Genomic DNA, 13222 nt, shown 5'->3' on the forward strand with positions numbered 1-13222 from the left:
CAATAGTAAAATCAATATCTTCGGGGAAGGAGGCGGCCCAAAGTATAAGCCGGTGTACGGGCACATTACCGGAAGCCAGCCAGCGGCTAACGGTGGCACCTCCCTGCGAAAAGCCCAGCACCGTTACCCGAACATCAGCCGGGATCTGGCTGAGGAGCTCCTGCAGCAACAGGTTCAGGTAGGTAGCCTGGTCGTCTATTTCGGAAAGGCGGTCCTCTTTGGTCATCCAGGTAGCACCCACACGCCCTGAAAAGCCATCCAGATAAAAACGTGACAGACCTTCAGGAGCCACTACCATAGTCGCCCCATCGTCGAGCACCGCAAAGTGACGCAGAAAGTAGCGGGCCAGTTGACCATAGCCGTGACACACGATCCAGAGCTGTCGGGTATGCGCAGAAGGCGTACCCAAGGTATAATAGCGGGCAGTGCGCGGCACGATCAGCTTGTTTTCCTGCATGTGCTTGCTTGTTAAATTGCTGAATGGTTAAATTGTTAGGTGCACGATTTGAACAGGTCGCGACCTGTCCCTACGAGTCATACCTCCTCAAACTCCTCAACTCTTAAACTCCCTTGCTGGCTTCAAGCAGTTGCCTATCCTGAAGTAAAAACAGAAGCCTCACTATCGAGAACTCGTGACTCAGAACTCAAAACTCGTGACTCTATTAAAGGTCGTCTTTGGTGAACTGGAAGGGAAGCAGGTCGCTCACGCTGCGGCAACGGTAGTAGGTTCCGTCCGGGCCTTGCATCAGTACAGGTATAGCTTCCTGCTGCTTGTGCTCATACTCGGCCATTACCTGCCGGCAGGCACCGCAGGGCATGGCCGACAAAAAATGCGTCTCGCTTCTTCTGCGCGCCATCACCGCGATCATTTTTATCTTCTTGTTGGGATGGTTGGCGCTCATGGCGAAAAGGGCGGTGCGCTCGGCACAAAGCCCTGACGGGTAAGCTGCGTTCTCCTGGTTGTTGCCTTTGAACATCGTGCCGTCTTCAAGCACCAGGACAGCGCCCACCAAAAAGTTGGAGTAAGGAGCGTAGGCATCGGCGGCGGCCTGTTGTGCCAGCTCTATCGCCTGACGTTCCTGTTCACTGAGTTCCTGTGCCGAGTCGAGGACGTCGATGCAGATATGTATATTTAGCTCACTTGCCATTTAAGACCTGATAGGTATAAAAATTAGAAAAGGGCTATAAATTTAACGCAATATTCTGATAAAACAATGCAAAGGGTTTGCCTTGCAGGCTGTATTTGCTAAATTCAGGCCAAACCACCCAACGCTATGAAAAGAATACTCCTCCTTGGCGCCGGCCGCTCTGCTTCTTCCCTGATTCAATACCTGCTTGATAATGCTCCTGCCGAAAGCTGGCACGTGACCATCGGGGATATCGCGGTGGATCACTTGCAGGCCAAGCTGGCAGCACTCGACTATGCCGATGCGATTGTATTTGATGTACACAACGCGGCACAGCGTGCAGCAGAAGTGCGCCAGGCAGACCTGGTCATTTCGCTGCTGCCCGCAATTTTTCACATCGAGGTAGCGCGGGAGTGCCTGCAGCAGGAAAAGCACCTGATCACGGCATCTTATGTCACGCCGGCCTTCCTGGAACTGCACGAAGAGGCAAAGCAGAAGAACCTGACCATCCTGATGGAGTCGGGCTTAGACCCGGGAATAGACCACATGTCTGCCATGGCGGTGATAGAGCGGGTGCAGACGATGGGCGGGAAGATCACGTCCTTCAAATCCTATACCGGCGGACTGGTGGCACCGGAGTCAGACAACAACCCCTGGAATTATAAGTTCAGCTGGAATCCGCGCAATGTCGTGCTGGCAGGCCAAGGCACAGCCAGGTATATCCAGAACGGAGAGTACAAGTACATTCCGTACCACCAGCTTTTCCGGCGCACCGACAAGCTATTCGTGGAAGGTTACGGCCACTTCGACGGCTATGCCAACCGCGACTCGCTCTCCTACCGGGAGCCATACGGACTCCAGGACATCCCTACCATGTTGCGTGGTACGCTTCGTCGCGAGGGCTACTGTACCGCCTGGGATGTATTTGTGCAACTGGGCCTCACCGACGACAGCTATACCTTGGAGGGCACTGAAAGTATGACCTGCCGCAGCTTCCTGGAGACTTTTCTGCCACCTGCCGCATCAGCAACCGAAAGCCTGCAACAGCGCTTGAGCCGCTACCTGGCTATACCTGCAGAAGGGGAGGTGATGCAAAAGCTGGAGTGGCTTGGGCTGTTTGAAGAAACACCTGTCGGTCTGAAAGCAGCTACGCCGGCACAGGTACTGGAAAAGATACTGGTTGGCAAATGGCGGCTGGAGCCCGGTGACAAAGACATGATCGTGATGCAGCACCTGTTTCAGTACGAACTGGAGGGAGAGCAGCATGAGCTGACTTCTTCTCTGGTCGTGCTCGGGGATGATGAAGTACATACGGCCATGGCCAAAACGGTGGGGCTTCCGGTAGGCATACTGGCGAAGCTGTTGCTGCAGGGCAGGATCAGGAAAAGTGGCGTCATCATACCCATCCATCCGGAGCTCTACGAGCCGGTTCTGGAGGAACTGAAAGCCTACGGAATAGATTTTGTGGAGCAGGAGCAGGTGAGGTCAACCGCTCCGGAGAGAGGATAGCCTCAGAAGATCAGGTAATACTCCCGGAGAAGATCTGAAAAAGCAACGGTATAGGTGGTGCCGTCAGCTTCCCGAATAGCCAGCTTGTTTACGGTGACAGAGTCTGCCGGGGCAAAGATATAGGTCTGGATGTGGCGGATGCATTTGCCGTCTATGCGGGTGTATACCTCCAGCGTTTCGTGCACGTATAGCCCATGTGCCCTGGCCAGGTTTTCAAAATGGAGGGCTTCGGCGGGCGGCAGGAGCAGGTATAGCTTTCCTGTCGGTGTCAGGTGCTGTTGCGCAAACGTCAGGATATCTTCAAAAAGCAGATCGCCCGTATGCTTCGCTGCATTTTTAGCGGCATTATCCGATTTGAGCGATGCCAGAAAAAACGGTGGGTTGGAAAGGATGACATCATACTGTTGACTACACTCCTTCGCAAAATCCTGCAGGGGCATGGGGTGCAGCTGCAAACGCGCCGGCCAGGGGCTTTCCGCAAAGTTTTGGGCCGCCTGTACCTGCGCCTCCGGGTTGATCTCCACTGCCTCTATACCTGCCTGCTGCGAGCGCTGGGCCACCATCAGGGCCAGCAGTCCGGTTCCGGTTCCGATATCGAGTATGCGCTGCGCCTGGCTCACCTCTACGTAAGCTCCAAACACACAGGAATCCGTACAGACCTTCATCGCACACTGGTCCTGGTTTATCCGAAATTGCTTGAACTGGAAGTAGGTGTTGGGCACGAGAGAATTGGGAGGAATTAAGAATTAAGAATTAAGAATTAAGAATGGGTAATTAGGCTCTCTTCTGGAACCGTCGGGTGCCTAACAGGAATAAACTGTTGAATAGAATAATAACAGCTGCTGAAGTAATAATGAAGTCAGGGCTATTGAAGATACGGGTTAAAGCCAATCCTACCAGAAAAATCATTGGAGTTATAGCAAAGTAGGCAGCACTTACAAGCTTTTGTCTTTTCAAAATGACGAGTACCCCAACTATAAAGTAAGTGATAAGCGCAATTACCAACAATGCCATTGTAGCATAAAATACCGCTACTACTCCATCTAACGCGATCATTTAAAGGTATAATTACTCATGAGTCATTACGCAATAATCATTACTTCGAATTATACAGCCCTGACTCAAACCCCTCATCAATCAGCAAGTTAGGAGAGAGGGCGCTGGCAACAGCCAACTCGTCGCAGCGTTCATTTTCAGGGTGACCGGCGTGCCCCCGTATCCAGACAAATTTTACATTGTGCTTGGGGTACACCCGCAGGAACCGGGCCCAGAGGTCGCCGTTGGCTTTACCGGCGAACCCTTTCTTTTGCCAGCCAAATACCCAGCGCTTTTCCACAGCATCCACTACATACTTCGAGTCCGAATACACAGTAACAGGTATACCCGGCTTCGTGATCGCTTCCAGTCCTACGATCACGGCCAGCAGCTCCATGCGGTTGTTAGTCGTCTTACGGAAGCCGGCAGTCAGTTCTTTTTCGTGGTTTTTCCAGCGCAGGATCGTGCCATACCCTCCGGGACCAGGATTCCCCCGCGAAGCACCATCTGTAAAAAGCTCGATCATGTATTAATTTTGAATGTGTGAGTGAGTGAATGCGTGAATTTGAGATCGTGAATGAATGTATTTTTAATTGTGGAGAGTGCATGAGCGATTGTGTTATTTCACAACCTCAGGCTTGGAGGCCTTTATGTATGCTAAATTATTCACTCATTCACTCAATCACTCATTCAAAACTATATCGGCAGATTGGTCTTGAACAACTTGATGGCAATAGCCAGCAGGATCACGCCGAACACCTTGCGGAGTACGTTGGCGCCGGCTTTGCCGAGTTTCCGCTCCAGCCAGCCGGAGGCCTTCAGCACGATATACACAAATATCAGGTTGAGGATGATGCCGACCAATACGTTGGGGAGCGAGTAGGCAGCCCGCAGCGAGAGCAGCGTCGTCATGGTGCCGGCCCCCACAATGAGCGGGAAAGCCAACGGCACAATGGAGCCGCTTTTCACGTCCGGGTCGGAGTGAAAGAGATCTTTGCCGAGGATCATTTCCAGGCCGATCAGGAAAATGATGATGGCACCGGCCATGGCAAAGGACTGGAAATCGATGCCAAACAACTTCAGGATGCCGTCGCCTACAAACAGGAAAGCGATCATCAGCACACCTGAAATGATGGTGGCTTTCTCGGATTCTATTTTGCCTTCGCGCTTGCGCAGGTCTATGATAATGGGAATGGAGCCCAGAATATCAATGACTGCAAACAGGATAAGTGTAACCGAAGCAATTTCCTTAAAACTGAACATAAGGTGCCTGAATTTGATGAAGCCGCAAAGGTAGAATACTTATGCGTAATTATTCAGGAAAAAGCGTTTCAGCTCTTCGTACTCTTCGTTGCCAATGGCCGGAAAGTTGGCGATCCGGAAGGTATTGCGTTGCCAGGGCCCGTAGCCGTTGCCCAGGCGGATGTTATGGTGCAGGGCCCGCTTTTTGATATCTTCTACCAAGCGTTCGTTTGCCTCCAGGGTGAGTACGGTTTTAGAACGCACTTCTTCGTTTTCTACCAGCAGCTTGAACTCGGTAAACTGTCCGAAGAACTCATAGAGCGCATTGGCCCGGTCCGTCAGGTCCTGGTCCAGCTGCTTGATAAAGGGGCGGTCCTCCAGCATGCGCTTCAGCAGGTATATGTTGAGGATGTTAGGCGTATGCGTGGTCTGGTAGTTGAGCATCTTTTCGTAGAGGAACACCAGGCTGTTGTAGTGGTTGCGTTCGGCCATCTGCTTGGCCCTGAAAATAGTGCGGGGAGAGCATACGAGTATGGCCAGCCCCGGCGGCAGTCCGAAACATTTCTGCACCGAAGCAAACCAGATGTCTGCCTTGATGAGCTTCAGGTTAAGGCCGGCCATGGAAGAAGTGGCATCCACCGCAATCAGCGTGTCGCGGTAGCGGTTCTGGAGGTTCAGGATGGAGGTGGCAGATACCTGAGTACCGTTGGAGGTCTCGTTCTGCGTAAAACAGATCAGTTCGGTGTCGGTGCTGATATCGAGCGCCTCGACCGGCAATGCTTCGTTGATGTCAAAGCGTATACCTTCCGAAGCCGGTCGCAGCTTTTTGGCGTAGTCATACCACTTTTCCCCAAAAGAACCATTGTAGATGTGGAAGCTCTTCTGTTTGGTCAGGCTCTGGATGAGGATCTCCCAGCACTCGGTGGCCGAGGAGGTAAAAAAGATATAATAGTCCTGAGGAATGTTGAGCCGGCGCTTGAGCGAGCCTACCACGGTGCGTGAAAGCTGCACAAACTGCTCTCCTCTGTGCGGAGCCCCCAGAATACCTTCATCGTATGCATCTGTGAGATAGGTGCGCACCTCCGGGTATAGCTTGGATGGTCCTGGATAAAAATTCAGCATGAAGGAAATATAAAAAAAGTATAGTATGCCTACTATATAAAATACCAATTATTTAGTGAATGATTTTCAGCGTTGCGACACCATTACTTTTTAGAACTGAAACCGATCTGCTTGGGTTTCATGCGCTCAAAGTATTGCAGCGCCAGGCGGTAACTATCCAGACCAAATCCTGTGATGATTCCTTTGCAGAAAGGAGCGAACATGCTCTTGTGCCGGAAGGCGTCGCGGGCATAGACATTGGAAATGTGCACTTCAATGACCGGTGCCTCTATGGCCTTGATGGCGTCGGAGAGCGCAACAGAGGTATGGGTATAGGCGCCGCCGTTGAACACGATGCCTTTGTAGCTGAAGCCTACCTCATGCAGCTTGTCGATCAGGGTGCCTTCTGAGTTGGACTGGAAATAAGTCAGCTCCATGGCCGGAAATGCCGCCTGGAGTTCTTCGAAGTAGGACTCAAAAGACTCGGTGCCATAGACAGATTTTTCCCGGACGCCAAGCAGGTTGAGGTTAGGGCCATTCAGAATCAGTATTTTCATCGTGTGCGGATATAATGCGTTTTCAGCTAAAATCAGAGGCTGCAATTTAAGTATTAACTATCTTTGCCTACATATTATTTTGATGGTTTAGCTCCTTTCCGGCTAAATCAATGAATAAATAGGGGCAATACAGGTCTGGTAGTGGCAAGGACCGTTTGCCGGGCATACAGCATATACTGAAGCGCGCGTGGAGCGGTTCACAGCAAAACGAGGAACGAAGCATCATGAAGTGGTCAATCTGCATAACTCAATTCGAACAGTACCTGCGTCTCGAGAAGTCGCTTTCGGGCAACTCAGTAGAAGCCTACCTGCGCGATATCCGGAAACTAAACGAATTTCTGGCTTTCAAGGGCTTGCAGGTACAGCCCGAGCAGATCACGCCGCCGGTGCTGCGCGAGTTCCTGGAGTGGATTGTGGAGCTGGGTATGACACCGCATTCGCAGGCACGTACGCTGTCCGGTATACGGGCTTTTTACAAATTTCTCATCATGGAGGATATGCTCACCGCCGATCCTACAGAAACCATAGAAGCGCCCAAGCTGAACCGCAAACTGCCCGACACGCTCCACTTTCATGAGATAGAGCAGCTGCTGGCTGCCATTGACCTTTCTACGCCGGAGGGCACGCGCAACCGGGCCATGCTGGAAACGCTCTACAGCTCCGGGCTGCGGGTATCGGAGCTGCTGGACCTGAAGCTGAGCAACCTCTACGAAGACATGGGCTTTCTGAAAGTGGCCGGTAAAGGCGACAAGGAGCGGCTGGTGCCGATCGGGCGTGATGCACTCAAGCACATCCAACTATACCGCGATGGCGTGCGCTGCCACCTCACCATCAAGAAAGGCCACGAAGACTATGTGTTTCTCAATCGCCGGGGCGCCAAACTCACGCGGGTGATGGTGTTTACCATCATCAAAGACCTGACAGCCAAAGCAGGTATACAGAAAACGGTCAGCCCGCATACCTTCCGGCATTCCTTTGCCACGCACCTCATCGAAGGCGGCGCCGACCTGCGGGCCGTGCAGGAAATGCTGGGCCACGAGTCCATCACCACCACCGAGATCTATACCCACCTCGACCGGGATTACCTCAAACAGGTGATCAAGGATTATCATCCTAGAAGTTAGAAAGTTAGAATTTTGGAAATTAGTAAGCTTAGGAAGGTATAGCGCGAGTGCTTTGCACTCACCGTTACTGCCATTGCCAGGACTTGTTCCGGTCAACTGGAAGAACCTATACTATACCTGTTAAACCATCCGTTTCCAAATAAGTCATACAGCAACACATTCCCAACCTTATACCTTTAGCACCCTCATGTTACAAACCGGATACCGTATACTTTTCATCGTACTAATGTTGCTGGCTATACCTGTGTTATCCACAGCCCAGTCTGCGGACGACATCACCCCCAAGCCTGTGGAAGTTATCAAAGAGCGCAGAGGGCATGTGACCATCGATGGCAAAGCCCAGATCGTATTTGACAAGCAGTTTGCAGACCAGGCGGCCTATCTGAAAGATATACTGGCTGCCCAGACAGGCCTGAAACTGAAGTCGCAGGCAAGCGACCAGACGATGAGCAAGGCAAGCCACAACATCCGCCTGTTATTCGATACCGAATCCATCGACAAAGCCGAGATGTATACGCTCACCGTATCCGGGAAAGATGTGACCATCCGGGCCCAGGATACCGGCGGCATGGTATACGGCATACAGACTTTGCTGCAGCTGTTCCCTCTGAAGCAGGTGAAGGAGGCGAAGATCAAGGATGTGACCATCAAAGACTACCCGCGTTTCGCCTACAGAGGCATGCACCTCGACGTGGTACGGCACATGTTCCCGCTGGAGTTTATCCGGAAGTACATCGATTACCTGGCCTTCCATAAGTTCAACACCTTTCACTGGCACCTGACCGACGACCAGGGCTGGCGCATCGAAATCGAGTCGTACCCGAAGCTGAACTCCATTGGCTCCTGGCGCGATTCCACGCTGATCGGGCATTTCAAAGCGGAACCGGCCCGGTATGATACCACCCGCTACGGCGGCTTCTATACCAAAGACGAGGTACGCGAGGTGATTCGCTATGCGGCTGTGAGGGGAATCAACATTATACCTGAGATCGATATACCGGGCCATAGCCGCGCTACCATTGCCGCCTATCCCGAGTTCAGCACACATCCTGATACCACCTGGAATGTAGCCACTACCTGGGGCATGTATAACCGCCAGAACAACGTGCTGCAGCCCAACCCGGCTACCTTTAAGTTCCTGGAGACGGTGTTTCATGAAGTGGCGGATTTGTTTCCGTCCGCTTATTTCCACCTGGGTGGCGACGAAACCAGCAAGAAGTGGTGGAAAGCCGATCCGGTATCGCAGCAATTCATCAAAGAACACAACCTGAAAGACGAAAAGGGCCTGCAGACCTATTTTGTGGAGCAGGTGGCCGGCTACCTGGCCGCGAAGGGCAAGAAAGTAATCGGCTGGCACGAGATCCTGGAAGGAGACCTGAACACTTCTACCCTGATCATGAACTGGGGCGGGGAGAAGGAAGGTATAGCTGCCGCCAAGAGAGGCCATCAGGTGATCATGGCGCCGGGCAAGCCGCTCTACTTTGACCATTACCAGTCCAAGGACCCGAACGACAGCCTGTCCATACATGGTTACAATCCGGTAGACGCCGTGTACGCCTTCGAACCCGTACCGGATACGCTGCGCAAACTCAACCTGGACCATTACATCATCGGGGCACAGGCCAATGTCTGGACCGAGTACATCGGCAATCCGGCAAAAGTAGAATATATGATCTTCCCGCGGATGACAGCACTGAGTGAGGTGTTGTGGTCGCCCAGAGAGAAGAAGGATTATGCGGATTTCAAAAGAAGGCTCAACACGGCCATCATCCCCCGCTATACCTACTGGAAGAGCCATTACTTCCGCAATTTCGAGCAGTGGACGGCAGAGAAGTAAAAGGTGAGATTTCTGTGTACACCCTAAACATCAGGCCAGTTTAGAGCTGGAAAGGTTCCAGCGGAGTGGTTGCTTTGGTCCGGCTGGTGGCCCGAGTTAATTTATTGCAAAAGAAGAAGTTATAGGGAGAATATATTTAATATTTTCTATATTTAGAGGACCAAATAGCACAGGTTGTGTATGCATAACAGCCTGTGCTCTACCTTTTAACTCCTTTTAACCCTCTTTATGGCAACAACTTTACTCGAAACAGAAAAAAAAACCACCGCTTTTTCTTTTACCGGCAAGGGCTCTGAGCTTTTTGCTATCGAAATCGTCAACTTCCTCCTGACGCTGGTCACGCTGGGCCTGTATTACCCCTGGGCGAAGGCCAAAACCCTGCAATACCTGTACCGGAGAACCGAATTGGCCGGTAGTCCCTTCACCTTTCATGGCACCGGTAAGGAGATGTTCATTGGCTTTATAAAAGGGATGGGCATATTTGCCCTGCTCTTTTCCTTTCTGGTCCTGGGAGCCTTCGCAGACGTACCGTTTGTCAAAGTCCTTTTTATCTTCATCTTCCTGGTAGGGCTTTTGGTACTGATTCCCGTTGCCCTGCATGGCATGATGAATTACCGCACTTCCCGTACCAGCTGGCGTGGGATTTACATGGGCTACCGAGGCGAACTTTCCGATATGGTATCCACTTATCTGGTTGGCACCTTTCTGACTGTGATCACATTCGGCATCTACGGCCCCTGGTTCGTGGTAAAGATCCGCAAGGAGATGATAGACAATGTGCGCTTTGGCAATGTGCGGTTGAGGTATGTTGGGGACGGGGCGGACCTGCTTTTGATCCACATTAAGGGCTATTTTTTATCGATCTTTACACTGGGTATCTACTTGTTTTGGTATGCCAAAGAGCTGTTGCAATTCTTCACCAACAACATCGTAGTGTTGCAGGATGATAAATACTGTCGTTTGCAGTGCAGTGTAACCGGCTGGGAAGTCCTGAAGCTGACTGTGGGGAACCTGTTCATTGTAGTCTTTACCCTGGGGCTGGGCATACCGTGGGCTACTACGCGTACCATGTCGCTCATCATGCACAAAACCGTTATGAGCGGCCATTTTGACGCCGATGCGCTGGTACAGACAGAAGAAGGGTATGATTCAGCCATGTATGAAAGTATGTCCGATATGATGGACATCGGGATAATCTAAACATGACATTTGAAGGGAAATACTATAACGGGCAAAGCTCCAAAGGCATTCCCTCCTTTATCACATTAGAGCCTGGCAGGATCAGGGTCGAACAGGATATGGGGGAGGGGAGCGGTACGCTGTATTGGGAACTGGCAGGTATACATCCGTCTGAGTTCAACGATAGCATCACGGTCCTTCGCTATGGGCATCATCCCCATCAAAGTATTTCGGTCGTAGACCAGCGGTTTCAGGAGGCGCTGCAGCAGCAGTACAGCGGGGCAGCCTTCCTGAAATCCAATTATAAAGCCGTGCTTAACCTGGGCTGTACCGGCATCGCCCTTTTAGGGGTGCTGCTGCTGTCCCTGTTGGTCGCTTTCATCGTGTGGGGCGTTCCGGCACTCGCTGACCGGGCTGCGTTGCATTTTCCGCATACCTATGAGCGGCAGCTGGGAGAACAGCTGTATGAACAGATGCTCCGGGGTTATACCGTGGATGACGAAAAGACAGCCGCGCTGAACAGCTACCTCAACAGCCTGCATACCCAAACCGATTTCCCGATAAAGGCAACTGTCGTTTCCAGTGACGAGGTAAATGCCTTTGCCATACCCGGGGGCTTTGTGGTGGTGCATGCAGGTATACTGGACAAAATGGAAAAACACGAAGAGCTGGCGGCCCTGCTGGGACACGAGCTGGCGCACGTACAGGGGCGTCACTCGCTACGTGCCATGACCCGCAGCCTTTCCTATTACATGCTGGCCTCGCTGCTTTTTGGCGACGTGAGTGGCGTTGCCACCGTGATCGTGGATAATGCTTCCACGTTGCGCAACCTCGAGTATAGCCGCAGCCTGGAACAGGAGGCCGACGAAGCTGGCCTGGAGCTGCTGCGCCAAAACCAGCTGAACCCGCAGGGAATGGTTTGGCTGCTGGAGCGGCTGCAGCAGGGCGACGATCCCGACATGCTGGCTTTCCTGAGCACCCACCCCGATACGGAGGATCGTGTCGAGGAGGTGAAGAGCCAGATAAACAACGCCAGGTATAAAACAGAACCAAACCCTACCCTGGAAGCTGCCTGGGAAAAGTTGAAACAGTAACAACAGTGCACAAAAGACCTCGCGGTGTGTGCAGCTCCCACGCGTGTTTCCCCTAACAGCCGTAGCTATACCTGGTTTTTGTTCTGCAGCGGCCGGTCTTTTATGCACACACGGGCCTGGAAGACACCACGGGGTCTGTGCAGACTATTCCGCATGCCAGAATTCCCAAGCATGGTAAGTTTTCGCTTTCTATCTTTGTCAGCAGCAAACCAACCAAATCCGCTGCCGTGTATAAGAGCCTCCTTCGCCCGTTACTGTTCAAGTTAGACCCCGAGAAAGTACATTACCTGACCACCGATGCCCTTCGGACGGCCTTTAGCCTGCCTTTTGCCAAAAGCATCAGCAACAGCATGTTCCGGGTGCAGGATAAGCGGCTGGAGCGGGAGCTGTTTGGCCTGAAGTTTCCCAACCCCGTCGGGCTGGCAGCAGGCTTTGACAAGGACGCTAAACTGGTGGATGAACTGGCTGAACTGGGCTTCGGCTTCATCGAGATCGGCACGCTCACACCCAAGCCGCAGGCAGGTAACGACAAACCACGCCTGTTCCGCCTGCCCGAAGACCAGGCCATCATCAACCGCATGGGCTTCAACAACGAAGGCGTGGAAGCGGCTGTGCAACGGTTACGGGAGCGTAATAGCAACATCCTGGTGGGCGGCAACATCGGCAAAAACAAGGTGACACCAAACGAAGATGCCCTCAACGACTACCTGTATTGCTTCAAATCGCTGTATGAGGTAGTGGATTACTTTGTGGTGAATGTGAGTTCGCCCAATACACCGGACCTGCGCGCCCTGCAGGAAAAGGAGCCACTGCAGCAACTGCTGATGGCCCTGCAGGAGCAGAACAGCCGCATGCCCAAGCCAAAACCCCTGCTGCTCAAGATCGCACCGGACCTCAATGAAGCTCAATTAAATGATATTATCGAGATTGCCGTCGCTGCCGGGCTGAGTGGCATTATCGCAACAAATACGACCATCAGCCGGGAGGGCCTGCACACGCCTACCAACCGGGTATCCGAGATCGGGGCCGGCGGCCTGAGCGGAAAACCCCTGACACAGCGTTCCACCGAGATCATCCGCTACCTGCGCCAGCACCTGCCCCAGCATATCAAGATCATCGGTGTGGGCGGTATCATGACAGCGGAGGACGCCGTGGAAAAGCTGGACGCCGGCGCCGACCTGGTGCAGCTGTATACTGGTTTTATTTACGAAGGTCCTGCGTTGATTTCCAGTATCAATAAGAAGTTGCTGGGCAGGTAGATTTTCATGGCGCGAGCGTCCCTGCTCGTGACTGCTATCGTGGGGCCTCTGGCCTATGTGCAGGTATAGCTCTTTCTATGTCTATACCTTGCTTCGTAGCTGCGGTTTCATCTGACTTCAACCTGGCGTTGTTGTATAGCTTCGCCTGTGCGGCGGGC

General features: G+C 52.4%; 14 protein-coding genes. 6 read left to right on the plus strand and 8 right to left on the minus strand.

The features are described from left to right. Together OB13_RS01225 and cdd are read right to left on the minus strand one after the other, a co-directional pair. The coding region (locus OB13_RS01225; protein ID WP_461488320.1) for an alpha/beta hydrolase at positions 1-457 on the minus strand (457 nt) is incomplete at its 3' end. 205 nt (positions 458-662) lie between these two features. Next, complete coding sequence (gene cdd / locus OB13_RS01230) at positions 663-1148, minus strand: cytidine deaminase (RefSeq protein ID WP_461488321.1); 486 nt, start codon at positions 1146-1148, stop codon at positions 663-665. 126 nt (positions 1149-1274) lie between these two features. Between cdd and OB13_RS01235 the strand changes: the two genes are divergently transcribed. After that, positions 1275-2636, plus strand: a complete 1362-nt coding sequence (locus OB13_RS01235; protein ID WP_461488322.1) for a saccharopine dehydrogenase family protein — start codon at positions 1275-1277, stop codon at positions 2634-2636. A gap of 2 nt (positions 2637-2638) precedes the next feature. On the opposite strand, the gene OB13_RS01240 is transcribed toward OB13_RS01235, so the two are convergent. The 6 genes from OB13_RS01240 to aroQ form a co-directional block, all read right to left on the minus strand. Next, positions 2639-3358: a tRNA1(Val) (adenine(37)-N6)-methyltransferase gene (locus OB13_RS01240; protein ID WP_461488323.1), complete on the minus strand. Its 720-nt coding sequence runs from the start codon at positions 3356-3358 to the stop codon at positions 2639-2641. A gap of 52 nt (positions 3359-3410) precedes the next feature. After that, positions 3411-3692, minus strand: coding sequence for a hypothetical protein (locus tag OB13_RS01245; RefSeq protein WP_461488324.1), 282 nt, complete (start codon positions 3690-3692; stop codon positions 3411-3413). A gap of 40 nt (positions 3693-3732) precedes the next feature. Next, positions 3733-4197 (minus strand): ribonuclease HI, encoded by a 465-nt coding sequence (gene rnhA / locus OB13_RS01250; protein WP_461488325.1) that lies wholly within the window; start codon positions 4195-4197, stop codon positions 3733-3735. Between the two features lie 170 nt (positions 4198-4367). Beyond that, positions 4368-4934, minus strand: a complete 567-nt coding sequence (locus OB13_RS01255) for a MarC family protein (protein WP_461488326.1) — start codon at positions 4932-4934, stop codon at positions 4368-4370. Between the two features lie 39 nt (positions 4935-4973). Next, a complete protein-coding gene (locus OB13_RS01260; protein WP_461488327.1) occupies positions 4974-6035 on the minus strand; it encodes an aminotransferase class V-fold PLP-dependent enzyme in 1062 nt (353 codons plus the stop codon). An 83-nt stretch (positions 6036-6118) separates the two neighbouring features. Next, positions 6119-6571, minus strand: a complete 453-nt coding sequence (gene aroQ / locus OB13_RS01265) for a type II 3-dehydroquinate dehydratase (protein ID WP_461488328.1) — start codon at positions 6569-6571, stop codon at positions 6119-6121. 224 nt (positions 6572-6795) lie between these two features. On the opposite strand from aroQ, the gene xerD reads away from it, so the two are divergent. The 5 genes from xerD to OB13_RS01290 all read left to right on the plus strand — a co-directional run bounded on the left by xerD (position 6796) and on the right by OB13_RS01290 (position 13064). Next, complete coding sequence (gene xerD / locus OB13_RS01270) at positions 6796-7695, plus strand: site-specific tyrosine recombinase XerD (protein ID WP_461488329.1); 900 nt, start codon at positions 6796-6798, stop codon at positions 7693-7695. 187 nt (positions 7696-7882) lie between these two features. Next, positions 7883-9532 carry a beta-N-acetylhexosaminidase gene (locus tag OB13_RS01275; protein WP_461488330.1) on the plus strand — a complete coding sequence of 550 codons (1650 nt, stop codon included), beginning with the start codon at positions 7883-7885 and terminating at the stop codon, positions 9530-9532. Between the two features lie 228 nt (positions 9533-9760). After that, positions 9761-10732 carry a YjgN family protein gene (locus tag OB13_RS01280; RefSeq protein WP_461488331.1) on the plus strand — a complete coding sequence of 324 codons (972 nt, stop codon included), beginning with the start codon at positions 9761-9763 and terminating at the stop codon, positions 10730-10732. 2 nt (positions 10733-10734) lie between these two features. After that, positions 10735-11805 (plus strand): M48 family metallopeptidase, encoded by a 1071-nt coding sequence (locus tag OB13_RS01285; RefSeq protein ID WP_461488332.1) that lies wholly within the window; start codon positions 10735-10737, stop codon positions 11803-11805. Between the two features lie 227 nt (positions 11806-12032). Beyond that, positions 12033-13064, plus strand: a complete 1032-nt coding sequence (locus OB13_RS01290; RefSeq protein WP_461488333.1) for a quinone-dependent dihydroorotate dehydrogenase — start codon at positions 12033-12035, stop codon at positions 13062-13064. Positions 13065-13222 lie beyond the last annotated feature (158 nt).

It is taken from the genome of Pontibacter sp. HJ8 (assembly GCF_054824225.1).